Source organism: Streptacidiphilus albus JL83, assembly GCF_000744705.1.
Classification (GTDB): Bacteria; Actinomycetota; Actinomycetes; order Streptomycetales; family Streptomycetaceae; genus Streptacidiphilus; species Streptacidiphilus albus.
In genome coordinates this window covers 7,957,668-7,984,439 of sequence record NZ_JQML01000001.1, presented here as the reverse complement: position 1 = coordinate 7,984,439, position 26,772 = coordinate 7,957,668, and the positions used below count along the sequence as shown (strand labels likewise).

Annotated in this window: 19 protein-coding genes; 3 read left to right on the top strand and 16 right to left on the bottom strand. The window is 70.5% G+C overall.

Going from position 1 to position 26,772, the window contains the following annotated elements:
- Positions 1-77: 77 nt before the first annotated feature.
- From BS75_RS34660 to BS75_RS34620, 9 genes are all read right to left on the bottom strand, one after another.
- Positions 78-2,183 (bottom strand): sensor histidine kinase, encoded by a 2,106-nt coding sequence (locus BS75_RS34660; protein WP_052070079.1) that lies wholly within the window; start codon positions 2,181-2,183, stop codon positions 78-80.
- Positions 2,184-2,293: 110 nt separating this feature from the next.
- Entirely contained in the window at positions 2,294-2,980 is a 687-nt protein-coding gene (locus BS75_RS34655; RefSeq protein ID WP_034091053.1) for a response regulator transcription factor, read from the bottom strand.
- A gap of 122 nt (positions 2,981-3,102) precedes the next feature.
- The gene (locus BS75_RS34650) at positions 3,103-4,080 is read right to left on the bottom strand and encodes an N-acetylglucosamine kinase (RefSeq protein ID WP_034091052.1); all 978 of its coding nucleotides are present in this window, start codon (positions 4,078-4,080) and stop codon (positions 3,103-3,105) included.
- On the bottom strand, positions 4,071-5,327 hold the full coding sequence (locus BS75_RS34645) for a 6-phospho-beta-glucosidase (RefSeq protein ID WP_034091051.1): 1,257 nt from the start codon (positions 5,325-5,327) through the stop codon (positions 4,071-4,073). Before BS75_RS34645 ends, BS75_RS34650 begins: the two co-directional genes overlap by 10 nt.
- Entirely contained in the window at positions 5,324-6,403 is a 1,080-nt protein-coding gene (locus tag BS75_RS34640) for an ABC transporter ATP-binding protein (protein WP_081982929.1), read from the bottom strand. Before BS75_RS34640 ends, BS75_RS34645 begins: the two co-directional genes overlap by 4 nt.
- Positions 6,400-7,422, bottom strand: a complete 1,023-nt coding sequence (locus BS75_RS34635) for an ABC transporter ATP-binding protein (protein ID WP_042437108.1) — start codon at positions 7,420-7,422, stop codon at positions 6,400-6,402. Before BS75_RS34635 ends, BS75_RS34640 begins: the two co-directional genes overlap by 4 nt.
- Positions 7,409-8,269 (bottom strand): ABC transporter permease, encoded by an 861-nt coding sequence (locus tag BS75_RS34630; protein WP_034091050.1) that lies wholly within the window; start codon positions 8,267-8,269, stop codon positions 7,409-7,411. Before BS75_RS34630 ends, BS75_RS34635 begins: the two co-directional genes overlap by 14 nt.
- A gap of 8 nt (positions 8,270-8,277) precedes the next feature.
- A complete protein-coding gene (locus tag BS75_RS34625) occupies positions 8,278-9,264 on the bottom strand; it encodes an ABC transporter permease (RefSeq protein ID WP_034091049.1) in 987 nt (328 codons plus the stop codon).
- Between the two features lie 69 nt (positions 9,265-9,333).
- On the bottom strand, positions 9,334-11,013 hold the full coding sequence (locus BS75_RS34620; protein WP_034091048.1) for an ABC transporter substrate-binding protein: 1,680 nt from the start codon (positions 11,011-11,013) through the stop codon (positions 9,334-9,336).
- 523 nt (positions 11,014-11,536) lie between these two features.
- On the opposite strand from BS75_RS34620, the gene BS75_RS34615 reads away from it, so the two are divergent.
- The gene (locus BS75_RS34615; protein ID WP_231607982.1) at positions 11,537-11,953 is read left to right on the top strand and encodes a type II toxin-antitoxin system VapC family toxin; all 417 of its coding nucleotides are present in this window, start codon (positions 11,537-11,539) and stop codon (positions 11,951-11,953) included.
- A gap of 76 nt (positions 11,954-12,029) precedes the next feature.
- Here the strand turns inward: BS75_RS34615 and BS75_RS34610 are convergent, their stop codons facing one another.
- The 7 genes from BS75_RS34610 to BS75_RS34580 form a co-directional block, all read right to left on the bottom strand.
- Positions 12,030-13,847, bottom strand: coding sequence for a glycosyl hydrolase family 28-related protein (locus BS75_RS34610; RefSeq protein WP_042437107.1), 1,818 nt, complete (start codon positions 13,845-13,847; stop codon positions 12,030-12,032).
- Positions 13,848-13,933: 86 nt separating this feature from the next.
- Positions 13,934-17,623: a discoidin domain-containing protein gene (locus tag BS75_RS50990; RefSeq protein ID WP_042437106.1), complete on the bottom strand. Its 3,690-nt coding sequence runs from the start codon at positions 17,621-17,623 to the stop codon at positions 13,934-13,936.
- A 112-nt stretch (positions 17,624-17,735) separates the two neighbouring features.
- Positions 17,736-19,373, bottom strand: a complete 1,638-nt coding sequence (locus BS75_RS34600; RefSeq protein ID WP_034091045.1) for a glycoside hydrolase family 13 protein — start codon at positions 19,371-19,373, stop codon at positions 17,736-17,738.
- A gap of 72 nt (positions 19,374-19,445) precedes the next feature.
- Complete coding sequence (locus BS75_RS34595; RefSeq protein ID WP_034091044.1) at positions 19,446-20,339, bottom strand: carbohydrate ABC transporter permease; 894 nt, start codon at positions 20,337-20,339, stop codon at positions 19,446-19,448.
- Between the two features lie 6 nt (positions 20,340-20,345).
- The gene (locus BS75_RS34590; protein ID WP_034091043.1) at positions 20,346-21,311 is read right to left on the bottom strand and encodes a carbohydrate ABC transporter permease; all 966 of its coding nucleotides are present in this window, start codon (positions 21,309-21,311) and stop codon (positions 20,346-20,348) included.
- Positions 21,312-21,407: 96 nt separating this feature from the next.
- Positions 21,408-22,802 (bottom strand): ABC transporter substrate-binding protein, encoded by a 1,395-nt coding sequence (locus tag BS75_RS34585; RefSeq protein WP_034091042.1) that lies wholly within the window; start codon positions 22,800-22,802, stop codon positions 21,408-21,410.
- A gap of 234 nt (positions 22,803-23,036) precedes the next feature.
- Positions 23,037-24,050, bottom strand: a complete 1,014-nt coding sequence (locus BS75_RS34580) for a LacI family DNA-binding transcriptional regulator (protein ID WP_034091041.1) — start codon at positions 24,048-24,050, stop codon at positions 23,037-23,039.
- Positions 24,051-24,291: 241 nt separating this feature from the next.
- On the opposite strand from BS75_RS34580, the gene BS75_RS34575 reads away from it, so the two are divergent.
- A complete protein-coding gene (locus tag BS75_RS34575; protein WP_081982925.1) occupies positions 24,292-25,929 on the top strand; it encodes an MDR family MFS transporter in 1,638 nt (545 codons plus the stop codon).
- A gap of 76 nt (positions 25,930-26,005) precedes the next feature.
- A complete protein-coding gene (locus tag BS75_RS34570) occupies positions 26,006-26,746 on the top strand; it encodes a dienelactone hydrolase family protein (protein ID WP_034091040.1) in 741 nt (246 codons plus the stop codon).
- The last annotated feature ends 26 nt before the right edge of the window (positions 26,747-26,772 follow it).

The following is a 26,772-nucleotide window of genomic DNA, read 5'->3' as shown; positions in this document are numbered from 1 at the left end:
CCGTCCCGGGCACATGAGTACATCGTCCCGAAGCAGTCCCGGCCGGGCAGCTCGGACGGCCCGGCGGCGCTCCGGCCTCAGTCCGGCTCGCGGACCGGGATGACCGCCCGGACCAGCACGCCCGCGCCCTGCGCCAGCGGGTTGCCGAGGACGCTGAGGGTCCCGCCGAGCTCCGCCGCGCGCTCCGCCATCGAGCGCAGGCCCAGGCCGCCGCCGGAGGGCGGGCCCGACCCCATCCCGCCGCCGTCGTCGCCGATCTCGGCGGTCACCGAGCCCCGGACCACCCGCACCCGGAGCCGGGCGTTCCGCGCCCCGGCGTGCCGGACCACGTTGTGCAGCGCCTCGGCCGCGATCCGGTAGACCGCGACCTCGACCGCGGCCGGCAGCGGCGGCAGCGGGTCGGGGTCGCAGACCGCCTCGACCACGAGTCGCCGACTGGTCAGCTGCCCGGCCAGATGGCGCAGCGAGTCGCCGAGCCCGCCCCGGTCCAGCATCGCCGGGGCCAGGCCGTCGTTGATCCGGCGCAGCTCGGTGATGGCGTCCGCGATCCCCTGCGAGACCGCGGCCAACTGCCCGGCGGCGGGCGTCTCCTCGCCCAGCCCGGCCTGCGCGGTGTCGACCTGCAGCCGCAGCCCGGCGAGCGCGGGGGCCAGCCCGTCGTGCAGGTCGCGGCGGAGCTGCCGGCGGGTCTCCTCCCGGGCGAGCACGATCCGCTCCCGGCTGGCCTGCAGCTCCTGGTAGAGCCGGAGCGAGGCCACGGCCGGGGCGGCCTGGTCGGCGAGGAAGCGGAGGACGTCGTGGTCCTGCTGGTCGAGTTCGCCCTCGCCGGCCCGCGCGGCGGCCTCCAGCAGCCCGATCGGGGAGCCCTCGTAGGAGAGCTCGAACCGGTGCCACTCCGAGTAGTGCGGGGCGCTGCCGAGGGCGGCGGTCTCCCGGGGGCCGCCGGTGGTGCTGACCAGCACCCGGGCGGCCGGGAAGCGGAGGGTGTCGACCACGGTCTCGCAGAGCAGCCGGGGCGCCTCGGCGGGGTCCACCGCCCGGCTCAGCCGTTCGGCGAGCTCCCGCACCACCCGGTAGGGCTCGGCGCGGTCGCCGTAGTAGAAGCGGTCGACCAGGCTGACCGCCCGTCCGCCGACGGTGCGGGTCAGCAGCCCGGCCAGCAGCGCCACGATCCCGAGTACCAGCGCGCCGGGCGTGCGCGAGCCCGGCACCGTGCGGGAGAGCAGCAGGGCGAACGCGGTGAATCCGAGCACCAGCAGCACCAGCACCGCCAGCAGCGTCAGCGCCCGGCGCCCGGCCCGGTCCAGGTGCCCGGAGCGGTCCCGGACGAAGACCAGCCCCAGGCCCAGCGGCCAGAGCAGCACCGCGACGTAGTCGAGGGCCAGGATGTAGGGCACGGTGACGTCGAAGAAGTACGAGACGTAGTTGAGGTACTCCCAGACCAGGAAGGGTGCCATCAGCGCCAGCGGCGCCAGCGGCCGGCCCAGCCACCCGGTCCGCTGCGGCGACACCCTCCCCTGCCGCCAGCGGACCAGCATCACCGTCGTGGTCAGCACCGAGATGCCGACCGCCACTTGGGCAAACACCGGCCCCACCGGCACCGCGATCGCGGCGTGGATGCTGCTCCAGGGTGCGTGCAGCAGCGGGCTGGGGCGGCCGTACCACTCCGGGAGGCTCCCGTACTCGTAGCCGACCTGGGCCACCGTCCACAGCGCGATCAGGGCCGCCAGCACCTGCCCCCGGCGGCCCCGGGGCAGTCGTCCGGTGGGGAGCAGCAGCGGCAGCACGTAGAGCGCGACGGTGTAGAGGACGGTGCCGAGCACCGAGGCGAGGACGACGGCGGTCCAGATGTCGGGTCCGGCGCCCAGGGCGACGGCGGCGGGCGGGCCCGCGTCGCCGATCAGGTCCCCGGTCCCGGCGACCAGCAGCAGCCCGCCGGCCGGGCCGCCGGAGGGGTGGGCGAAGACGACCGCCCCGCAGACCGTGCAGCCCAGGGAGAAGAGGATCCGGGTGCTGAAGGGCACGAAGTCCACCTGGGCGAGCCGGGGGCCGCCGAGGTCGCCGAAGGCCAGGCCCATCCAGACCATCACCGAGGCGAGGGAGAGGGCACAGGCGACGTAGGCCGCGCGGACGGACGCCCGCGAGCGGGCGACCCGGACGGTCCCGGTCTCGGCTGCGCTCATGGCCACCCCGCCTTCCGATCGGCCGGATTCCGCTTCCTCGTGAGCCCTCCAGGGTGCCGCGCTCGGCGTCCCGGGCGCATGGGGCAGCGGTCCCGGGCAGCGGTCGCCGGTTACGGCTGCTCGTCCCGGTCGCCGAGGCCGACGTCCCGGGCGCGGGCGACCGCCTCGGCGCGGGTGGCGACGTGCAGCTTGTCGAAGATGTGCGAGATGTGGTTGCGGACGGTCTTCTCGGCGAGGTACAGCTCGCGGGAGATCCGCCGGTTGTCCAGGCCGCGGGCGACCAGTTCCAGCACCTCGACCTCGCGCGCGGTCAGCGCCGGGAAGAGCCGCTCCGCGTCGAGCCGGCGTCCGCCCGCGACCAGGCCGGAGATCCGGGCCGCGATGTCGCGGCCGAAGACCGCGCCGCCGTAGGCGACGGTGCGCACCGCGTGCAGCACCTCGTCCCGGCTCGCGCCCTTGACCAGGTAGCCGCGGGCGCCCTCCTGGAGCGCGCCGAGCAGGCTGGCGTCGTCGTCGGACATGGTGAGTATCAGCACCGGCAGCTCGGGCCGGTCCGCGGCGATCCTGCGGGTGGCCTCGATGCCGCTGCCGTCGGGCAGCGAGAGGTCCATGATGACGACGTCCGGCCGGTGTTCGGCGACCACGGCGAGCGCCGCCGCGACCGTCTCCGCCTCGGCGACCACCTCGATGTCCGCGGCGCTGCCCAGGGCGGCCCGCAGGCCCTCCCGGAAGAGCGGGTGGTCGTCGACGATGACCACCCGGACGGCACCGCTGCGCTGACCTCCGTCGGGTTCCACGGCCCCATACTAGTCGTAGTCGAACCACTACTGTGCGCGACCGGCTCGGCGCCGGAACGCGGACCGGCCCCGGTCCGGCGCGCGGGTGCGCGTCGGACCGGGGCCGGCGGACGGGGCGTCAGTCACCACTCCGTGCGGTAGCACTCCCGGAGCCGGGCCAGGGCCGCCCCGGGGGCGCCCAGGTGGTCCAGCCCGAGCAGCGCCGCGCCGGCGACCGGCGGGACGTCGGCGTAGCAGGGCACCGCGGCCGGCGCGTACTGCTTCAGCCTGGCCTCCACGCCCTGGGTCAGCAGCGGGTGCCGGGTCGCCAGGATGCCACCGCCGAGGACGACCTCCACGTCCGTCCCGGCGAGGTCCAGCCGCTCCAGCGCCGACCTGGCCATCAGGAACACCTCCTCGGCCTGCCGCTCGACCAGCGCGGTCGCGACCGCGTCCCCGAGGTCGGCGGCCTCCAGCAGCACCCGGGTGAGCGTGGTCCGCTGGCTGTCCGTCACCTCGCCGACGTGGATCGCCACGGCCACGTCGTGGACGGTCTTCAGCCCGAAGTACGCCGGCACCCGCTCGCGCAGCAGCGTCTGCGGACCCCGGCCGTCCTCGGCGCGCATGGCCGAGTACATGATCTCGTCGCCCAGCCAGCGCCCGCCGCCCCAGTCGCCGGTGTGGTGGCCCAGCGCCAGGAAGCGGGCGGTCCGGCCGTCCGGGCCGACACCGACGCAGTTCACGCCGGCGCCGCAGACCACCGCGACGCCCCAGGGCCGGTGGGTGCCCGAACGGAGCAGCGCGAAGGTGTCGTTGAGCACCTGCGAGGTCTCCGCCCAGGGCCGCTCGGCGAGCTGCGCGGAGAGCGCCTCCTCCTCCTCGGGCAGGTCCACATTGGCCAGGCAGGCCGATATGTGCCGGGCGAGGGGAGCGCTCCCGTCCAGGCCGGCCGCCGCGGCGACCTCGGCCACCAGCGGGGCCAGGGTGTCCGCGTTCGGCGCACCGGAGCCGGGTCCGCGCACGGTCGCGAGGACGGTGCCGTCCGCCGCGATCAGGGCGATGTCGGTCTTGCTGTTCCCTCCGTCGATGGCCAGTACTGCGGGCAGCTCCTTCAGATCCACGCCAGGAAGTCCTTGTTCTCGCTGAGCAGCAGGTCGGTGAGGCGGTCCGCCCGGTCGTACTGGCCGATGAGCGGATGGGCGAGCATCGCCTCGAAGACCCGGCCGCGACCGCCGTGGACCGCGGCCTCCAGCGCGAGCTGCTCGTAGGCCGTGACATGGGCGATCAGTCCGGCCTGGAGCGGCGAGACCGGCGCCATGGGCAGCGGCGCCGCCCCGTCCGCGCCGATGACCGCGGGCACCTCGATGACCGCGTCGTCCGCCAGGAACGGCATGGTGCCGTTGTTGCGGACGTTGGCGACCTGGACGTCACCGGTCCCGGCCACCAGCGAGGCGAGCAGGTTGACGGCGGCCTCGGAGTAGAAGGCGCCGCCGCGCTTGGCCAGCAGCTCCGGCTTGTGGTCCAGGGTCGGGTCGGCGTACATCTCCAGCAGCTGCCGCTCCATGTCGGCGACGGCCGAGGCGCGGCTCGGCTTGTGCCGGAGCTCCTCCACCACCACGTCGTGCTGGTAGTAGTAGCGCAGGTAGTACGAGGGGATCATGCCGAGCTGCTTGATCAGCGGCACCGGCATCTCGATCTCCTCGGAGATCTCCTCGACGTGCTCGGCCAGGCTCTGCGCCAGCACCTCCCTGCCGTCCACCTGCACGCCGCGGATCCAGGTCAGGTGGTTCAGCCCGAAGTGGTCCATGGTGACGCTCTCGGGGGCGACGCCGAACTGCTTGGCGAAGCGCCGCTGGAAGCCGATCGCGACGTTGCACAGGCCGACGGCGCGGTGGCCGGCGTCCAGCAGGGCGCGGGTGACGATGCCGACCGGGTTGGTGAAGTCGACGATCCAGGCGTCGGGCGCGGCCAGCGCCCGGACCCGCTCGGCGATGTCCAGCACCACCGGGACCGTGCGCAGCGCCTTGGCCAGGCCGCCGGCGCCGGTGGTCTCCTGGCCGACGCAGCCGCACTCCAGCGGCCAGGTCTCGTCCCGGTTGCGGGCCGCCTGGCCGCCGACGCGGAGCTGGAGCAGGACCGCTCCGGCGCCGGCCACGCCGTCGTCCAGGTCGGTGGTCCAGCGGACCTTCGCCGGGTGGCCGTGGGCGGCCATGATCCGGGTGGCGACGCCGCCGACCAGCGGCAGCCGCGAGGCGTCCGGGTCGACCAGCACCAGCTCGGTGACGGGCAGCCGGTCGCGCAGCCGGGCGATGCCGTCCACGAGTTCCGGGGTGTATGTCGAGCCTCCGCCGACAACGGTGAGTTTCATGCCGATTCCTTGGAGGTGTTCTGGTCCCAGACGGTCCCGGTCACGGTCTCCGCGACGTGGCAGGCGACCTGGTGCCGGTCGCCGAGCAGCCGCAGTTCGGGGGTGACGGTCTCGCACTTCTCGACGGCGAGCGGGCAGCGGGCGCGGAAGCGGCAGCCCGGCTTCGGGTTCACCACGCGCGGCGGCTCGCCGCGGTCGGCGCCGGCCAGCTCGGCCAGCGGCGCGCGCGGGTCGGGCACGGTGGCCAGCAGCAGCTGGGTGTAGGGGTGCTTGGGCTCGGCCAGGATGTCCTCGATCGGACCCTGCTCGACGATGTGCCCGGCGTACATGACCACCAGCCGGTCGGCCGCGTAGCGGGCGCTGGCCAGGTCGTGGGTGATGTAGAGGAACGAGACGTTGGACTTGTCCCGCAGCTCGGCCATCAGGTTGAGCAGCCCGATCCGGATCGAGGCGTCGAGCATCGAGACCGGCTCGTCCGCGATGATCAGCTTCGGGTTGGAGGCGAGCGCCTGGGCGAAGCCGACGCGCTGGCGCTGCCCGCCGCTCATCTCGTACGGGTACTTCTGCATGTAGGTGGCGGCGGGGGTGAGCCCGACCATCGTCAGCAGCCGCTCGGCCTCGGCGTTGCGGGCATCCTTGTCCAGTTCCGGACGGTGCAGCTTGAGGCTGCGGAGGATGCCGTGGGAGACCCGGTAGATCGGGTTGATGGAGCTGAAGGGGTCCTGGAACACCATCGGCGCCTGGCTGCGGTAGCCGAGCTGGTCCTTGCGGGAGTGCAGCGACGACAGCGGCTTGCCCTCGAAGGTGATCTCGCCGGAGGTCGGCTTGTAGACCATGGCCAGCAGCCGGGCGACGGTGGACTTGCCGCTGCCGCTCTCGCCGGCCAGGGCGACGATCTCGTTGCGGCCGATCACCAGTTCGGCGTCGTCGACGGCGTGCAGGGTGCGCCGGGAGAAGGCGCCGCCGAGCTGGAAGTGCCGGGTCAGGCCGCTGGCGCGGAGCAGCACCTGGTCGGCCGGGATGCCGTCGACGTACTCGGCGGCGTTCGCTCGCGCGGAGTTCGCTTGCTCGCTCATGCCGGGAGTTCCTCCTTGCTGGTGCGCCCGGGCTCGTGCAGCAGGCAGCGCACGAGGACCTGGTCGACGTCGTACAGGTCGGGCCCGGCCTCGGTGCAGGAGTCCATGGCGACCGGGCAGCGGGGGGCGAAGCGGCAGCCGGGCGGCGGCGTCTCCAGGTTGGGCGGGGTGCCCGGGATGCCGAGCAGCGGCACCTTGGGGCCGCGGATCGACGGGAACGCCTCCAGCAGGCCCCGGCTGTAGGGGTGGCGCGGGGTGTCGAACACGGTGCGGGTCTCGCCGAGCTCGGCGATCTGCCCGCCGTACATCACGATCAGCCGGTCGGAGAAGTGGCTGACCAGCGACATGTCGTGGGTGACGAAGATGATCGCGAAGCCCAGCTCGCGCTGGAGCTCCTTGATCTGCACCATCAGCGAGCGCTGGGCGACGACGTCCAGGGCGGAGGTCGGCTCGTCCATGACGATCAGGTCGGGGGTGAACAGCAGCGCCATGGCGATCATCGCGCGCTGCCGCATGCCGCCGGAGAGCTGGTGCGGGTAGCTGTTGAGGTGCACCGGGTCGACGCCGACCAGCTCCAGCACCTCGCGGGAGCGCTGCGGGATGTCGGTGTCGAAGCTGTGCGCCCGCAGCACGTCGCGGAACTGCGCGGCGATGGTCTTGACCGGGTTGAGCGCGTTCATCGCGCTCTGCATGACCACCGAGAGGTGGGCCCAGCGGACCGCCCGGAGCTGCTTGTCGTTCATCTTGACCAGGTCCTGGCCCATGAAGTTCACGCTGCCGCCGGTGACCCCGGCCGGCGCGCTGAGCAGCTGCGCGATGCCGAAGAGCAGGGTGGACTTGCCGCAGCCCGACTCGCCGACGATGCCGAGGAACTCGCCCCGGTGCAGGTCGAAGCTGACCTTGTCGACCGCGAGCACGGATCCGGTGGCGGTGGCGTACTCCACGGTGAGGTCGCGGACCTCAAGGAGCGTCTCGGTGCTTCCGGCGCTGGACGGGACGGTGACGTCACTGTGCGACACGGAGCCTCCTCACGGGGCGCAGGGCGGGGTTGCTGATCTCGTCGAAGGCGTTGTTCAGCAGGGCGAACGCGGCGGCGAGGAGGGCGATGCAGAGACCGGGGGCGATGGCCCAGACGTACTGGCCGGTCTGGAGCGCGGAGTTGTTCTGCGCCCAGTAGAGCATGGTGCCCCAGTCGTACGAGTTGGTGTCGCCGAGGCCGAGGAACTCCAGGCCGGAGGCGGTCAGGATGGAGTAGAGCGCCGCACCGAGGAAGTTGGCGACGATCAGCGAGGTCATGTTGGGCAGCAGCTCGCACACGATGATGTAGGAGCTGCGCTCGCCGCGGACCTTGGCCGCCTCCAGGAAGTCCCGGTTGCGCAACGACAGTGCCTGGGACCGTAGTTGTCGGGCGCCGAAGGACCAGCCGGTGATCACCAGCACGATGATCATGACGCTGATGCTGTGGCTGCTGAAGTAGCCGGCGATCACGATCACCAGCGGCAGGGTCGGCATCACCAGGACGACGTCGGTGAAGAAGTTCAGGATGTCGTCCGCGACGCCGCCGAGGTAGGCGGCGGAGACGCCGACCAGCACCGAGAAGACGGTGGCCAGCGCGCCGGATATGACCGCGATCAGCAGCGCGGGGCGGGCCCCGTGCACGACCTGGAGCCAGATGTCCTGACCGAAGGCGGTGGTCCCGAGCCAGTGCTGGCCCGACATCCCGAGGGAGATCGCACGGGTGTCGGTGGCCGGGTCGCCCGGCTTGATCAGGTTCGGCACGGCGGCCATGACCAGGAAGACCAGCAGGATGACGCAGCCGACGGTGGCCTTGGCGTTGTAGCGGATTGCTCTGAGCAGAGATGTCATGGGTGGGATTACCTCGCGGACCGGGTGCGGGGGTCGAGCAGGGCGGTCACGATGTCGGAGACGAGCACCGAGATCAGCACGGCCACAGTGATCGCCAGGAACAGGCACTGCATGACCGGGAAGTCCTCATTGGTGACGGCGTTGACGAGCTGGTAGCCGACGCCCGGGTAGGCGAAGACGTACTCGACCAGGACGGCGCCGCTGACCACGAAGCCCATCGACATGGCGAAGCCGGTCAGGTTGGGCAGGATCGAGTTGCGGGCCGCGTAGTCGATCATGATCCGCCAGTTGGACAGGCCCTTGGCCCTGGCCATCCGGATGTAGTCCTCGGCCAGGGTGGTGACCATGGTGTTGCGCATGGTCAGCACCCAGCCGCCGACGGAGGTCACCAGGATCGAGACGGCCGGCAGGATCGCGTGCTGGAGGGCGGAGCCGATGAAGGCGCCGTTCCAGCCGATCGCGGTCAGGCTGTTGTCGTAGCCGAAGGCGCCCGGCAGCCACTGGTGGATGTCCGCGAAGAACATGATCAGGACGATGCCGACCCAGAAGTAGGGCAGCCCGGTGCCGATCACGAACAGCGGCGGCAGGATGCTGTCGAGCTTGCTGCCGCGCTTCCACGCGGCCATCGCCCCGATGGCGGTGCCCAGCACGAAGGCGATCACCGTGGTCACCCCGACCAGCGCGAGCGTCCAGGGGATGGCCTGGCCGACGACGCTGGTGACGGTGGCGGGGTACTGCGCGAACGAGACGCCGAAGTTCAGACTGAAGCAGTTCTTGATGTAGTCGACGTACTGCACCAGGATGCTCTGGTGCTTGTTGAGGCCGAGCGCGGCCTCCATGGCCTGGAGGGAGGCTCCGTGGAGCTTTCCCTTGTACTTGGCCATCATGGCGTCAACGGGGCTTCCCGGCAGCAGGTGCGGGATGGCGAAGTTGACGGTGAGGGCGGCCCACAGGGTGAGCACGAAGAATCCCAGACGGCGGAGCAGGAATCTCACCCTGCGGACCTCTCTCTTCTCTTGGCTACGTGCGGCGTGCGCGGAGCGGTCGGCCTGTGACCGGACCGACTACTTCGGCGAGAGGTGCATCAGCACCTGGCCCCAGTCGGGCAGCTGCCAGACCGAGGGCACCGCGTACTGGTTCTGCGGGGTGACCCAGCCGCTGAAGTTCTTGGTGTCGTACTGGTACCAGGCGGCCGCGTTGGTGACCGGGATGACCGGAACGTCGTTCAGCATGAGCTCTTCGAGCTGACCCATGATCGACTTCTGGGTGGCCAGGTCGGTCGTGGCCGCGAACTGGTCGAACAGCTTGTCCGTCGCCGGGTCCGAGTACCGCTCGTAGTTGGTCGCCGCCGGCTGCCCGATGGGGGCGCTGTTGGTGGAGTACAGCCACTGGCGCAGCTCGTAGTACGGGCTCGGACCACCGGTCTCGCCGTAGTACGCGAGCTGGAACTGGCCGTTCAGCAGCTTGCTGTTCCAGTCGGCCTGGGAGAGGTTGTCGACGGTCAGGCCGATGCCGGCCGCCTTCATCCCCTGCGAGACCTCCTGCAGCGAGGCGACCCAGTCGCTGTACCCACCGTTGTTGATGATGGTGAAGTTCAGCTTCTGGCCGTTCAGCACGTAGATGCCGTCGGAGCCCTTCTTGGCGCCCAGGCCCTCCAGCAGGCTGTCGGCCTTGGCCGGGTTGTACGTGTAGTTGTCCTTCGACTGCGCGGTGGGGTCGATCCACTGCGGGTAGGTCTGGGTGACGATGCCGAGCTGGCTGCCGGGGGGCTCCTCGCCGCTCTCGCCGACCGTGGACGCGCTCTGCCGGTCGGTGGCGTAGGCCAGGGCCTGGCGCACGGTGACGTTGCTGAGCAGCGGGTCCTTCAGGTTCGGGAACATCGCGACCTGAGTCATGGGCGGCTGGAAGGACTGGTAGTCCTTGCTCTTGCTCAGGTAGAACTTGTTCAGGTTCGGGATGTACTGGGCGCCCCACTGGGCCTGGCCGGTGGCCAGGTAGTTGTTGGCCGCGTCGTTCGAGGTGAAGGCCGGGTAGTCGACGGTCTTGACCTTCGGCAGACCGGGCTGCCAGTAGTACGTGTTCGGCTTGAGCGTCACGTTCTGCGGCGTACAGGGCTTGACCACGTACAGGCCGGTGCCGACCGGGTTCGGGTCGGCGTAGCCGACCGGGTCCTTGATCGAGGCCCAGATGTGCTGCGGGATGATCGGCACCTGGTCGGCGATGTAGTAGAAGTAGGTGGTGGCGGCCGACTTGAAGTTGAAGACGACCTGGTCACCGGACTGGGTGACCGAGTTGAGCACGGCCCAGACCGAGTTGAGGTCGAGCGCCGGGAACTTCTTCAGCTCGTTGAAGGTGAAGAGGACGTCGGCGGCGGTCATCGGGGTGCCGTCGCTCCACTTCACCCCGTTCCGGATGGTGAAGGTCAGCGTCTTGGAGTCGCTGCTCCACGCGTAGTCGGTGGCGAGCCACGGCGTGGTCTTGTCGTTCTGGAGCGCGTTGACGAAGGTCAGCGGCTCGTAGATGTCACCCATCGACAGGAAGCTGACGGCGCTGTTGAACGGGTTGAACCCGCACGTCCAGAGGCCGCCGCTCTCGTTGTCGACGGTCAGGATGGCGTTCGGGTTGCTGCCGCCCCCCTTGGCACCGCTGCTGGACCCCCCGCACGCACTGACGAACAGCATCGATGCGGCGACCGCGGTGACGCCCAGGATCTTGCCGCTTCTCCTGTAGAAGCCTTGCTTCATGACGCTCTTACCTCTCCCTGGAGTGCCGTGCCTATAGATAGTTAAGTTTCCTAACGATTGGTGAGGCATAGAATCCCGAGAAATCAGCAGCACGTCAAGGGCTCTGGAGGCTGGAATCTGCTTCTGTATCGGAACGTGACCGGCCCGCGTCGCGGGAACCACCCGCCAGGACCGCGAATCCAGGCATAATCGCAGGCCAGAAACGTGTTGACGGCTTGGTCGGTACCAACTGGAGGATGTCCTGGCCATGTACGGAACCTGACCTCCACCGAACCGGGAGGCCCCCGGCTACCCTCCCCCCGGAACCCCCAACCCACCGGTAACCAGCCACCGGCGCCGCGAACCCGCAGGCGACGGCTGGTACCGGCATTCACCTTCGCCGACCGGTCGTCACTGCCGAGATCCAGTTCCGCATCGCCGAATCGAGCAGGTGCGCTACGCCACCGGAGACGTACCGTCCGCTACGACCCGGTGGACTTGAGCAGCCCGATTCACGTGGTACGGCGTGGTAGGGAACCGACCTGTGACTCGCACCGAGGGAGTGCTGGACACCGACATCGTTGCCGCGCTGGCAGCCTTCGACCCGTCCGAGCTACCGGACGAGCTACTCGTCACCGCCGTCACCCTCGGTGAACTGTCCCACGGCCCCCACGCGACGGACGATCCCGTCAAACGGGCCAGGCGGATGGCCGTCCTTCAACATGTCGAGGCGACCTTCGACGTCCTCCCGTACGACCGCGATGCGGCGCGAATGTACGGCCAGATCTGCGCAGCAGTGATCGCGATTGGGCGGCAGCCACGCGGCCGCTGTGCCGACCTGATGATCGCAGCCACGGCAGCGGCCAACGGGCTCCCGCTCTGCACCGCCAACCCCAAGGATTTCGAGGGGCTGTCCGATCTCGTCCAGATCATCACAGTAACGCGCCCACCCGGGGCATGAAGAAGCGGAGGGTGACCGGGATGGGGGTCCGGTCATCCTCCGCTCGGTCACCCTCCCCTTCGGAGCAATGGACCGGCTACGGGACGGCCGGGGACGGGTTGGGGAAGTAGTTCAAGGTCGGGGTGGGGCCCCAGCCGGTGTTGCCGGGGCCGAGGTCGAAGGTGAAGGCCGGGGTGGCCGGCGGGTACTGGTCCTGGACCGTGCCGGCCACGCCGACGCCGGTGGCGTGGACGTTCGAGACGCCGGCGGTGCCGGCGGTCTCGGCCTGGAAGACCACGGTGCCGACGTTCTGGACGTCGGCGCCGTCTATCGTCAGTCCGTCGACCGGCAGGCCGGTGCCGTCGCCGGAGACCAGCTCGAAGGCGCTGTACGGGCTGTCGATCACATTGGTGTCATGGAAGTCGATCTTCACCCCGCTGATCGCGTAGTCGTAGGCGTCGATCTGGACGGCGCTCATCGGGTGCCCCCAGTTGGGGTTCATCGCGCCGGCCCGCAGCACCGTGTTGTGCGAGACGGTGATGGTGCCGCCGAGCGTGGTGAAGCCGGGAGCGGCGAACTGCTCGTTGGAGATGGTCAGCCCGCTGCCGAGGGCGTTGGTGTCGGCGATCACGTCGTGGGTGATGGTGTTGTCGCTGCCGCCGTACTCGGCGATGCCGTTGGCCAGGTTGGTCTGCTCGACCGTGTCCCAGGCGAAGGTGTCGTGCGCGTCGGCCGCCGGGTAGGACCAGATGGCCAGGCCGTCGTCGCCGGTGTTGCGGACGAAGTCGTCGCTCACGGTGACCCCGGTGGCGTTGCCGTTGAGGTTGAGGCCGTCCGCGTCGGTGTCGAGGACCACGCTGTTCTTCACGGTCACGTCGGTGTTGCCGTACTGCAGCCAGAAGCCGACGTTGGTGTTCTGGATCCACAGCCCGTCGACCACCGCGCCGGTGCCCAGCGAGCCGTTGATCGCGTTCTCGGTGCTGTCGTCGTGGCGGCCGACCGTGCTGCCGAGGATGGCGAAGTCCGCCAGGTTCACCGGGCCCGGGACCGCCGCGGCGTTGTCGATGAACTCGTCGGACCGGATCTGGGTGTACCAGTCCCCCGCGCCCTCGATGGTGGCCCGGTCGACCTGGAGCGGCGAGTCGATCGCGAAGTTCCCGGCCGGGATCCACACCGACTCGTGCGCGGCCGCGGCGGCGGCGACGGTCGCCGCGAAGGCCGCGGTCGAGTCGGTGGCCCCGGTCGGGTCCGCGCCCTCGCTGAGCACCGAGAGCGAGTGCGCAGGCTGCCGGAGCGGGGCGGCGACCTGGTAGAAGTCGGCCAGGTCGATGGTGTAGGGCACGGCGGTGTCCTGTGCGCCGACCTCGAACCGCACCGTGTCGCCGGCGTGCAGCTCCCGGCCGAGCAGCAGTCTGACGTCGTTGTAGAAGTGGTGGGTCCTGCTGCCGTAGATGTCCGGCGTGTCGATGTAGCTGTAGGTCGAGGTCAGCGCGAGCTCGGTGGGCAGCCGCTTGCCGTCGACGTAGACCGAGAGGGTGCCGGAGGCGCCCTGGGCCAGCGCGTAGTCGAGGTCGAGGGCGTTCGCGTTCCGGGCCAGCGTGAACTGGACGTACTGGCCGGGCGCGGTCAGCTGGACCGCCTCCCGGCCGACCGCCTCCGTGGCCAGGTCGCCCTGGGTGTAGTCGGGGCCGATGACGGAGCCGTCGGTGCCGGCGTTCGGGCCGGTCGCCAGGTACTCGGCGAAGCCGGGGATCCTCGCCCCGGCGTCGAAGGAGGGGCTGAAGGCCGAGACCGGCGCGCTCGGCGCCGGGGCGGGTACGGCGTCGGCGCCCGGGGACGTCAGGGCGAGCCCGGTGGCCGCCATCGCGGCCGAGACCAGTGCGGCGGACGATCTCCGCAGCAGATACGAATCCATGGCGAAGGAACCTCTCTCGGGGACGGGGACGGGTCCGGCCGCCCGCCGGGGAGGACGGGCGGCCGGACCGATGGGAAGGGGAGGGGTCAGCTGTAGATCTGGAACTCGGACAGCTGTCCGGCGGGCCATCCGGTGTTGGCGGTGAAGTTCAGCCGCAGGTACCGGTCGCTGGTGCCGCCCGGCAGCTGGATGGTGACGGTGTTGCCGGTCGCCGGGTTGAAGGTGTAGCCGGCCGAGGCGACCAGGGTGGTCCAGTTGCTGCCGTCCGTGGAGCCCTGCACGGACAGCGTCTGGGTACGGGTGGCCCAGGCGGTGGCCGGCGGGAGGTCCAGGGTGATCGACCCGAGCGTCTGGGTGGAGCCCAGGTCGGCCTGCAGCCACTGCGGGAACGCGTTGTCGGTGCTCTCCCAGTAGGTGCTGGTGTTGCCGTCGTTGGTGTTCGACGGCACGTAGCCCTGGGTGTAGCCGGAGGCGGTCATGGTCGCGCCGGTCGCCAGGTTGGTGGTCGAGGACGCGGTCCCGGTGCCGGTCAGCGCCAGGGTCAGCGGCCCGGCCGGGTCGTTGGAGCCGACCGTCACCGTGCCGGTACGGGTACCGGCCGCGGTCGGCGTGAAGACCACGCTGACCGTGCAGGACGCGCCCACGGCCAGCGAGCTGCCGCAGGTGTCGGTCTGGGTGTAGTCACCGGTCGCCGCCACCGAGCTGATCGCCGCGGCGGCGGTGCCGCCGTTGGTGACCGTCACGCTCTGCGCCGCACTGCTGCTGCCCACGGTCTGCGCCGCGAACGTCAGCGAGGAGGCCGACTCCGACAGCGAGGGCGCGGTCGTGCCGCCACCGCCGCCGCTGCTCCCGCCGCCCGGGAAGATCTGCAGCTCGGAGAGCTGCGCCGCGTCCCAACCGGTGTTCGCCGTGACGTTCAGCCGCAGGTAGCGCAGCTTCGTGGTGGGCAGCGGGACGGTGACCGTGTTGCCGGTCGCCGGGTTGAAGGTGTAGTTGGCCGAACCGGCCAGCGTGGTCCAGGTGCTGCCGTCGGTCGAGCCGAGGACCGACATGGTCTGGGTCCGGGTGGCCCAGGACGTGGACGGCGGCAGGTCCATGGTGATCGAGCCCACCGACTGGGCCGAGCCCAGGTCGGCCTGCAGCCACTGCGGGAACGTCCCGTCGACGCTCTCCCAGTAGGTGCTGGTGTTGCCGTCGTTGGCGTTCGACGGCGGGAAGCCGCCGGTGCTGCTGCTCGCGGTCATCGCCGCGCCCTGCGCCAGGTTGGTGGTGGAGGTGACGCCGGTGCCGCTGAGGGTGGCGCCGATGGGGGTGCTGGTGCCGCTGTTGGTGATCGCCAGGGTGCCGTTCTGGGCGCCGCCGGCGCTCGGCGCGAAGGTGACCGCGATGGTGCAGGAGGCCCCGGCGGCGAGCGAGCCGCCGCAGGTGTCGGTCTGGGTGTAGGAGGAGTTGTTGACCGCGATCGAGCCGATGGTGACGGCCGACGCGCCCGGGTTGGTCAGGGTGACCGTCTGGGCGGGGGTGGTGGAGCCGACGGCCTCGTCACCGAAGGAGAGCGCGGTGGGCGAGAGGGTCGGCGGGGTGATCACATTGGTGCCGCCGGTGCTCCCGACCAGTTGCAGCACGGTCGGGCTGCCGGGCTGGTTGGTCGGGATGGTCAGCGTCCCGGTGGTGATCCCGGACGCCGGGGCGGTGAAGGAGACGTCGACCTGGCACCAGTTGCCGCTGTCGGTGGGGGTGGTCGCGTCCAGGCTGCTGCCGCAGGGCTGGGACGGGTCGTTGGTGACGGTGAAACCGCTGCTCGCGGAGATCGCGCCCAGGGTGGAGGCGGCGCTGCCCGCGTTCATCACGGTGACCTTCTGGACCGGCGTGGCCGTGCCCACGGTCGCCTGCTCGAAGGTGGTGGTGCTGGGGTACGCGATCAGCGGCCAGGTGGCCGGCATCCCGCAGGCGGTGGTCGACCAGCCGGAGTTGCCGCTGCCCTGGGTGACGGTCATCCCCGAGCCGCAGTCCATCACGCCGGCCACGCCGACATTGGTGGCGACCAGGCCGGAGATGCTGACCGATCCCGGCGCCTGGTCCTGGAGGACGTAGCTGCCGACGCCGTTGACGGTGTTGTCGGTCAGGGTGACCCCGGTGATGGTGTTGCCGGAGCTGCCCTGGGTGTTGACCGCGGCGCCGACCGGCGGGGCGGAGTTCTGGAACTGGAAGGCCTCGTAGGGGCTGTCGATGATGGTGTTGTTCGAGATGTTGACGGTGCCGCTCTGCGACTCGTTCTGCGGCCAGAACCAGATCGCGCCGACGCCGTAGTCCCATCCGGGGTCGAACTGGCCGGTGCGCACCAGCTCGTTGCCGCTGATGGTGGTGGTGCCGGCCAGCGGGGTCGGGCTGTAGCGGTTGCCGACGTTGATGCCGCCGCCGCGGGTGACCGTGTCCTGGAGCAGGTTGTTGGTCACCGTGTTGTCGGTGCCGCCGTAGAGGCCGATGTTGTTGGCCACTCCGGGCGAGTCCACCGTGTTCTGGGTGAAGGTGTCGTCGGCGTCGGCCGTGTTCTGCGACCAGATCGCCAGGCCGTCGTCCTGGGTGTTGCGCAGGAAGGTGTTCTCCACGGTGGAGTCGGTGACCCCGCCGTCGAAGTTGACGCCGTCGGCGGTGGTGTCCTGGATCCGCAGGCTGTTGATGGTCAGGTTGGTGGACGGACCGACGATCCACGCACCGACCTTGGTGTTCTGGATCCACATGTTGGAGAACGTCGAGTTGCTGAACCCGCCGTTGATCCCGTTGACCGAGCCGTCGCCGTCGTTGCGGACGTTGACGTTGCCGAACTCGGAGAGGTTCGAGACATTGACGTTGGTGCTGGGATTGCCGATCTGGCCGGCGAACTCGACGTTCGAGCCGGTCAGTTCGGTGTACCACTCACCCGCGCCCTCGATGGTGACCTTGTTGACGTTCAGCGGCTGGCTGACCTGGTAGGTCCCCTGCGGGAGCCAGACCGTCTGGCCGCTGGTCTCGGCCGCGTTGATCGCGGACTGGAGCTCCGAGGTCACGTCGGTGACCCCGGTGTCGTCCACGTTGTACGGCGCCTGGGTGACGTCGATGGAGTTGGCCGGGGCCGTGATCGGGGCCGCGACCTGCTCGAAGTCGGCGGTGTTGATGACGTACCAGGGCGAGGTGTCGGCCGCGTCGACCTGGAGCGTGACCTTGGTCCCGGCCGGCAGGGTCGAGCCGAACATCGTCCGGACGTCGTTGTAGAAGTCGTGCGGGGTGCTCACGCCGAGCGCGCCGACCGTGGGGGTGTTGGTCTCGGTGGCCTGGGTGCCGTACTCCCAGCTGTACTGGGAGGTCAGCGACAGCGTCTGGCTGAACGCGCCGTTGACGTACATGCTGAGCGGCTCGGTGATGCCGCCGCCGGCCAGGGAGTCCGGGACGGAGTAGTGGAAGTCCACCGCGTTGGCCGGCGCGGTGAGGGTGAAGGTGAGGTACTTGCCCTGGCCGATCAGCTGCACCGCCTGGCGGCCGGTGGCCTCGGAGGCCAGCGTCCCGACGGTGTAGTCCGGGGCCAGCACGGTGCCGTTGGTCGCAGCACTGGCCGCCAGGTACTCGGTGAACGGGACGGCCGCGCCGGGGGTGGTGGCGGCTGCCGCCTGGGTGGCCGGTATGCCCAGGAGTGGGCCGGCCAGCAGTGGGGCTGCGGCCATCAGCGCGGTGGCGGTGACGGCCGCCGCCGCTCTTCTGACACGTCCGGCGGCTCCGGTTCGAGCGCGGTGGAGTAACACGGGTGACTCCTCTGTACGGGTGGTGCTGGGTGGGGGAAAGGGCCGCGCCGCCCGGCTCGGCAACCCTCGATGACGAGCGGGCGACGCGGTCAGCGGTGCGGCTGGGGACGCGTCAGGTCGTCCGCAGCCAGACCGCCGTATCGGGGGGAAGGGTGCCGCCGTCCAGCGGACCGCTGGCGAGCAGCAGGTCCTGGTGGTCCGGCAGCGGCACAGCGGCGTCGGAGAGGTTCACGACGCAGGCGAAGCCGGGGTCGCCGTCGGCGCCGCGGGCGAAGGCCAGCACCCGGGGGTCGGCGTCCAGCCAGCTCATCGGCCCGTCGCCGAGGCCGGGTTCGGCCCGGCGCAGCCGGAGGGCGCGGCGGTAGAGGGTGAGCATCGAGTCCGGGACGCCGTCCTCGGCGGCCACGGACAGGTCGGCCCAGGCCGGCGGCTGCGGCAGCCAGGGCTCGCCGGTCGCGTCCTCCGGGCTGAAGCCGTAGGGGGGCCGGTCGCCGGACCAGGGCAGCGGGACCCGGCAGCCGTCGCGCCCGGGGTCGGCGCCGCCGGTGCGGTGGTACATCGGGTCCTCGATCCGCTCGGCCGGGATGTCCTCGACCTCGGGCAGCCCCAGCTCCTCGCCCTGGTAGAGGTAGACCGAGCCGGGCAGGGCGAGCGAGAGCAGCGCGGCGGCGCGGGCCCGGCGGGTGCCGAGCGCCCGGTCGGTGGGGATGCCGTGGCCCTTGGTGGCGAAGTCGAAGCCGGTGTCGGCCCGGCCGTAGCGGGTGACGGTGCGGGTGACGTCGTGGTTGGCCAGCACCCAGGTGGCGGGGGCGCCGACCGGGGCGTGCACGGCCAGGGTGGTGGTGATCGAGTCGCGGAGCCGGTCGGCGTCCCAGGGGCAGGCCAGGAAGTCGAAGTTGAACGCGGTGTGCAGTTCGTCCGGGCGCAGGTAGCGGGCGAAGCGCTCGTGGTCGGGCAGCCAGACCTCGCCGATCAGCGCGCGCGGCTGCGGGTAGGAGTCGGCCAGTCGGCGCCAGGCCCGGTAGATGTCGTGCAGTTCGTCGCGGTCGACGTAGGGGTGCGGGTCGGTGGCCGGGTCGAAGTCGGGCAGGGCCGGGTCCTTGACCACCTCGGCGGCGGAGTCGATGCGGACTCCGGCGGCGCCGCGGTCGAACCAGAAGCGCAGCACGTCCTCGTGCTCCTGCCGGACCTCGGGGTGCTCCCAGTTGAGGTCGGGCTGCTGGGAGGCGAACCGGTGCAGGTACCACTCCCCGTCCGGGATCCGGGTCCAGGCGGAGCCGCCGAACTGGGAGGGCCAGTCGTTGGGCGGCAGCTCGCCCTGCTCGCCGCGTCCGGCGCGGAACCAGAAGCGGGCGCGCTCGGGCGATCCGGGACCGGCCGCCAGGGCCTGCCGGAACCAGCGGTGGGTGTCCGAGACATGGTTCGGGACGATGTCGATGATGGTGCGGATGCCCAGGTCGAGCGCCTCGGCGATCAGCTTCTCGGCCTCGGCGAGGGTGCCGAAGGCCGGGTCGATGCTCCGGTAGTCGGTGACGTCGTAGCCGCCGTCCGCCATCGGCGATGGGTACCACGGGTTGAACCACAGGGCGTCGACGCCCAGGTCCGCGAGATGGCGGAGCCGGGCGCGGACGCCGGCGAGGTCTCCCACCCCGTCGCCGTTGCCGTCGGCGAAGCTGCGGACGTACACCTGGTAGATGGCGGCGCCGCGCCACCATTCGACGGTGCTGCGATCAGCCCGGATTTCGGACATGGTGTCTCCTCGGCGTTGTACTTCACGTCGGTGGGGGCTTGCGTCATCGGTCTCTGCGGGGCGCGGGCCGGATCAGCCCCGGAGGCCGCCGGCGGTGAGGCCGGACATGATGTTGCGCTGGAAGATCAGGAAGAAGACGACCGTCGGGACGCAGGCCATGGCCAGGGCGGCCATGAAGACGTTCTCCGGGATGCCGTCGCCGCTGAGGGTGAACAGGCCGACGTTGATGCTCATCTTCGCGGTGTCGGTCTGCACCAGGTACGGCCAGAGGAAGTCCTTCCAGGCGTTGACCCCGGCGAAGATGGCGACCACTCCGAGGATCGGCCGGGAGATCGGCAGGACGATGGACCACAGGATCCGCAGCGGTCCGGCGCCGTCGATCTTCGCGGCGGAGAGCAGGTCCTCCGGCACCGAGTCGAAGAACCGTTTCAGCAGGAAGATGTTGAAGCCGCTGGCGACCGAGGGCAGCCAGATCGCCCACGGGGTGTTCAGCAGGTCCCAGTGGACGAACGGCACGCTGAGGGCGGTCAGGTACTGCGGGATGATCAGCACCATCGACGGGATCATCAGCGTGGCCAGCATCAGGAACAGCACCACGTTGCCCAGCACCGGGCGCAGCTTGGACAGCGCGTAGGCGGCGGCGACGTCGAAGATCAGCTGGAAGACCAGTGCTCCCCCGGCGTAGAGCAGGGTGTTGAGCATCAGCCGGCCGATGTCGAGCTCGTTCCAGGCGGTGCGGTAGTTCGAGAACTCGGGGTGGTGCGGCAGCAGCGAGGGCGGGCTCTGCAGCACCTCGGGGGCGGTCTTCAGGCCGCTGCTGAACATCCAGTACAGCGGGAAGACGAAGACCAGGGCGAAGACCACGACCATGGTCCAGAGCACGGTCCAGTAGACGACCTTGTTGCGCGGGCGGGCCAGCTGGGTGGCCGAGATCAGGGTCCGGATCTGCGGTTCGGCGACGGCCATGGCGGTTCAGTCCTCATTTCCGCGGCCGGACAGCCACATGTACGCGCCGGAGAAGATGCCCAGGACCACGAAGAGGATCACCCCGAGCGCGGCGGCGCCCCCGAAGTTCCCGTAGCTGAAGGCGTACTCGTAGACCAGGTAGACGACGGTGACGGTGCTGTTGGAACCGCCGGTGAGGATGAAGGGCTCCAGGAACACCTGCATCGTGGCGACCAGTTGGAGCAGCAGCATCATCGAGAGGATCAGCCGGGTCTGCGGGATGGTGACGTGCCAGACCCGCTTGAGGATGCCGGCCCCGTCGATCTCGGCCGCCTCGTAGAGCTCGCCGGGGATGCCCTGGAGCGAGGCCAGGTAGATCAGCACCCCGCCGCCCATGTTGATCCAGGTGGAGAAGAGCACCAGGCAGAGCACCGCGAAGGTGGGCGAGGAGGACTGGGTCCAGGCCGAGGTCGGCAGGTGCAGGGTGTGCATCAGGTCGTTGAACAGGCCGGAGTTGTCCGGGGTGTAGAAGTACTTCCAGAGGAAGGCCGCGGCCACCGGCGGCATCATCACCGGCAGGTACACCAGCAGCCGGAAGTACGCCTTGGCGTGCCGCAGTTCGTTCAGCACCACGGCGATGACGAAGGGCACCGCGTAGCCGAAGACCAGGGCGAAACCGGCGAAGATCGCCGTGGCCTTCCAGGCGGCCAGGAAGTCGGGGTCCTTGAGGATCCGCTGGTAGTTGTCGAAACCCACCCAACCGGTGCTCTGCCCGGCGATGTTGACCTTCTGGAAGCTGAGGATGAACTCCCGGACCATCGGGTACCAGGAGAAGACGGCGAAGCAGAGCAGCGCGCCGATCAGGAAGAGGTAGGCGCTGCCGTTGCGCCGCAGGCCCCGGAGGAGGGTGCCGCCGCGGTCCGGGTCGGTGCGCGGCCGGCGCAGCGGGGCGCCGCCGCGGGGTGGTGAGTGGGGTGTCTCGATGGTCGCCATCAGACCTGTTCTCCTGCTGGACGGGGTGCCCCGCCGGGGGCCGGTGCTCCCGGCGGGGCGCTACGGTGCCGAACTGCGGCCCTGGGTGAGGAGCACTCAGCCGTTCGAGTTGCTGGCGAGGATGCTGTTGGTGGCGTTGGCGAAGGTCGTCAGCAGCTGCTGGAGGTTGGCGTTCGGGTTGGTCAGCACGGCGTACATCGCCTTGTCGCCCTGGGCGTAGATGGCCTGCGCCTGCGGCGGCTCGATGTTCAGGGTCATGTTGGTCAGACCCTGGGTGTAGGCGGTGAAGTTGCCGACCGGGATGTTGGCCGAGGCCTTCTCGTCCGTGGTGACCTGGGTGTCGGCCGCCGACCCGGCGGTGAACAGGTCCGGCTCGGGCAGGCCGACCGGCTGCCCCGCACCGGCGTTGCGGACGTAGTTGAACTGGCCGTCGCCCGGGGTCATGAACTCGAAGTTGAGGAACTTGATGCCGGCCTCGATCTGGGCCGGGGTGTCCTTCTTGTTGAACATGTAGCCGTCACCGCCGAGCAGCGTGCCGGAGGGGCCGTTGGTGCCGGGCAGCGGGCTCATCTCGATGTTGGTGTACGGCGTGTTGTACGTGGCGTGCATGTTGGTGATGGTGTCCGGCGCGCCGACGTACATCCCGAGCTTGCCGGTGCTCATCAGCTGCGGCAGGTCGGCCCAGACGTAGCCCTGCTTGGTGCCCATGTCGTTGTCGACGAAGCGCATCTGGTGCAGCGTCTGCAGCACGGCCAGGCCCTGGGCGTTGTTGAAGGCGGCCTGGGTGCCGGCCGAGTTGACCATCTGGCCGCCCTGGGAGAACAGCTCGGCGGCGAAGTGCCAGCCGCCGGTGCCGCCGGCGCTGTAGTCGGCGTAGCCGATGTCGCCGTTGCCGAGGGCGCTGATCTTCTTGGCGTCGGCCTCGACCTCGGCCCAGGTGCTCGGCGGGGTGGTGATCCCGGCCTGCTTGAACAGGGTCGCGTTGTAGACCAGGCCCTCGGTGTAGTTGTTCACCGGGACGCCGTAGAGGTCGCCGCTGCTGCTCTCGCCCTTGCGGTACACGTTCAGCAGCTGCGGCAGGATGCTGCTGTAGTTGGCGATCTGCGAGGCGTAGGGCGCGATGTCGGCGGCCTGGTTGGCGGACAGCACGTTCGAGACGTCGGTGAAGTACGTGTAGAAGACGTTGTCCTCGGTGCCGGAGGCCAGCTCCGCGTCGAACTTGGCGGGCGTGTCGCAGGGGTTGGTGTCGTCGCCCTTGACCACGATCTTCGGGTTGGCCGCCTCGAAGTCCGCGATGTCCTGGAGGAAGAAGTCGCGCTGGGCCGGCTGGGTGGTGGGCGGCTCGCAGCCGACGGTGATGGTGGTCACCCCGTTGGCGCTGGTGGCCTTCCCGGAGCCGGAGTTCGAGCTGGAACTGCAGGCAGTCATGCCGATGCCGACGCACCCCGCCAGGGTCAGGACGGCGAGCGTGCGGTAGCGGTTTCTGATCATCGTGTGGGCCTCTTCCTCGAAAGAAGTGCGGCTCGTGGCTCATGGCTCATGCCCGAGGTGTCGTCTGTGGCGCTCAACGTACAAACAGCGGAAGCGCTACGCAAGACATGAACCAGAATCAGCAAAACTTCTACAGATGATCGATACCGCATGACAAAGGGGCCGGACGTCACCGTCCGGCCCCTGCGGGCGGAGAAACCGCCGCCGACCTGCACCGGCAGGCGCGACGGGGGGTCAGTTCTGTTGGGCCACCGGCCCGGTGGAACCGCGTACGACCAGTTCCGGCTCGAACAGCACCTCGTCGTGGGTGACCCGGGCGCCCTCGATCTCGCCGACCAGCAGGTCGACCGCGGCCCGGCCCATCGCCTCGATCGGCTGCCGCACGGTGGTCAGCGGCGGGTCGGTGCAGGCCATGAAGGAGGAGTCGTCGTAGCCGATCACCGAGACCTCCCCCGGCACCGCCAGGCCGCGCCGGCGCGCGGCCCGGACCGCGCCCAGCGCCAGCGGGTCGCTGGCGCAGACCACACCGGTGACCCCCCGCTGCAGCAGCCGCGCGGTGGCCGCCTGGCCGCCCTCCAGCGAGAACAGCGCGTGCTCGACGTACTCGTCCGGCAGGTCGAGCCCGGCGCGCGCGGCGAAGGCCCGCGCCGCACCCAGCTTCCGCCGCGAGGGGACGTGGTCCGGCGGGCCCATCACCAGCCCGATCCGGCGGTGCCCGAGCGAGAGCAGGTGGCCGATGGCCTGCTCCACCGCCACCGCGTCGTCACAGGACACCTGCGGGAAGTCCAGGTCGTCGAAGGCCGCGTTCATCAGCACCGTCGGCAGCCCCCGCTGCGCCAGCCGCTCGTAGTGGTCGTGCGGGGACTCCGCCTGGGCGTAGAGGCCGCCGAAGAAGACCACGCCGGAGACGTGCTGCTGGAGCAGCAGCTCCACGTAGTCCGCCTCGGAGACCCCGCCGGCGGTCTGGGTGCAGAGCACCGGGGTGAAGCCCTGCTGGGCCAGCGCCCCGCCGACCACCTCGGCGAAGGCCGGGAAGATCGGGTTCTGCAGTTCGGGCAGGACCAGCCCGACCAGCCGCGAGCGCTCCCCGCGCAGCTGGGTGGGTCGCTCGTACCCGAGTACGTCCAGGGCGGTCAGCACCGCCGTCCTGGTGGACGGGGAGACCCCCGGTTTGCCGTTGAGCACGCGACTGACCGTCGCCTCGCTCACACCGACTTTCTTTGCCACTTCGGCGAGTCGTCGCGTCATACGCGCAGCCTACGGCATGGTCTGCAAAATGCTTGCATGATGACGCAAGATGGGAGCAGAAAATGACCACACTCCGTCAAGCGGGTGCCCGGATGGCCGGATCCGGCCCTTGCCCCGACACACCGTAGCCCCAGTAAAAGATAATTGACGGACGATCAGAATAGGGCCTACCGTCGAACCGGCAAGAATGCTTGCCGGGCGGCAGGTAAGTCGCTCGTCGCCGCAGGAGAGGAACAGCTCGATGTCCGAAGCCGGGCCGCTGCCCCCGTCCACGGAGGCCGAGTCGGCCGAGGCGCCGGTCGTCCTCGACCGCGCCGTCTACATCGCGGTGATCGGGCTGATGCTCGGCATGCTGATGGCGATGCTCGACAACCTGATCGTCAGCACCGCGCTGCCCACCATCGTCGGCGACCTCGGCGGACTCGCCCACCTCTCCTGGGTGGTCACCGCCTACGCCCTCGGCGCCGCGGTGACCACCCCGGTCTGGGGCAAGCTGGGCGACCTGCACGGGCGCAAGGCGATGTTCATGGTCGCCATCGTGGTCTTCCTGATCGGCTCGGCGCTGACCGGCCTGTCGCAGAACATGGACCAGCTGATCGCCTTCCGCGCGCTCCAGGGCCTGGGCGCGGGCGGCCTGATGGTCGGCGCCATGGCCACCCTCGGCGACCTGGTGCCGCCGCGCGACCGCGGCCGGTTCCAGGCCATGATCGGCGGGATGATGCCGGTCGCCTTCGTCGGCGGCCCGCTGATCGGCGGCCTGCTCACCGAGCACCTCAGCTGGCGCTGGGCCTTCTACATCAACATCCCGCTCGGCATCGCCGCGCTGCTGGTCACCTGGCTGGGGATGCACCTGCCCCGGCGCCGGATCGAGGCGAAGATCGACTACCTCGGGGCCGTCCTGCTCAGCATCGGCGTGGTCGCGGTGACCCTGATCGCCGCCTGGGGCGGCTCCCAGTACCCCTGGGCCTCGATCGAGATCGCCGTCCTCGCCGTCGTCGGCGTCGTCTCGCTGGCCGCCTTCGTCCGCTCGCAGGTCCGGGTCGCCGAACCGATCCTGCCGCCCTCGATGTTCCGCGACCGCAACTTCACCGTCTCCCAGGTCATCAGCTTCCTCGTCGGCGCGGCCATGTTCGGCGCCATCAACTTCCTCCCCCAGTACTTCCAGTACGTGCGCGGGGCCTCCCCCACCGCCAGCGGACTGCTGCTGCTGCCGCTGATGTTCGGCATGCTCGCGGTGATGATCACCACCGGGCAGGCGGTCTCCCGGACCGGCCGCTACCGCACGCTGATGCTGGTCGGCGGCGCGGTGATGACCATCGGCATGGCGCTGCTGCTCGAACTGAAGGTCGACACCGGCACCGCGACCGCCTCGCTGCTCACCGTGGCGCTGGGCGCCGGCATGGGCTTCCTGATGCAGAACACCATGCTGATCACCCAGAACAGCGTCCCGCTGCGGAACATGGGCGCGGCCAGCGGCTCGGTGACGCTGTTCCGCACCGTCGGCGGCTCGCTCGGCGTCGCGCTCTTCGGCTCCATCTACACCCAGCGGCTCCAGTCCTCGCTGACCAGGAGCCTCGGCCCGTCCGGGCACACCCTGGCCTCCAACGGGGCGCACATCCCGCCCTCGGCGCTGAAGGGCATGCCGACCGCCATCGCCCACGCCTTCAAGGTCGGCGTCACCGACGGCCTGCACGGCGTGCTGCTCGGCGGCGCGGTGCTGGCGCTGCTGACCTTCCTGGTCACCTGGCTGATCCGGGAGATCCCGCTCCGCTCCGGCGCCCTGCCCCCGGCCGACGGCGAGGGGGGCGAGGGGGGCGAGGGGGTCGTCAGCACCGCCGGCGACACGGCCGACGCGCCCGCCCCCGGCACCCCGGCCTGAACGGACTGGTGCATACTCGCTTCCGGCGCCGCCGACCCCCTGCGGGCCCTCCCCGTACGAACCCTGAGGAACCACCATGGACGACCGGGTACTGTCCGAGACCGTGACCATCACCGGGGACGGGGGTGCGCAGCTGGAGGCCTACAGCGCCACCCCGCTCGACCGGACCCCGCGCGGCGGCGTCGTCGTGATCCACCACATGCCCGGCTACGACAAGGCCACCAAGGAGATGGTCCGCCGCTTCGCCGCCGAGGGCTACAACGCGGTCTGCCCCAACCTCTACACCCGTGAGGCCCCCGGCGCGGCCCCCGACGACGCCGCCGCGACCGCCCGCTCGCTGGGCGGCGTCCCGGACGAGCGGCTGGTCGGCGACGTGGCCGGGGCCGCCGCGTACCTGCGCGGGCTGGAGAACTCCAACGGCCGGGTCGGCGTGATCGGCCACTGCTCGGGCGGCCGCCAGGCCTTCCTCTCCGGCTGCAGCCTGGACCTCCAGGCGGCGGTGGACTGCTACGGAGCCTTCGTCACCGAGGCGGTCCCGGAGGGCCTCCCGCTGCGGGTCGGCCCGATCGGGCACCTCGCCAAGGACCTCTCCTGCCCGCTGCTCGGGCTCTTCGGCGAGGAGGACAAGCACCCCTCCCCCGAGGCCGTGGCCGAGCTGGAGCGGCTGCTGACCGAGGCCGGCAAGGAGTTCGAGTTCCACACCTTCGCCGGCGCCGGCCACGCCTTCTTCGCCGTGGACCGCCCCTCCTACCGCCCGGACGCGGCCACCGAGGGCTGGAAGCTGACGCTGGACTTCTTCGCCCGCAACCTCGCCTGAGCCCCTTCCGTCCGACCGCACCCCGG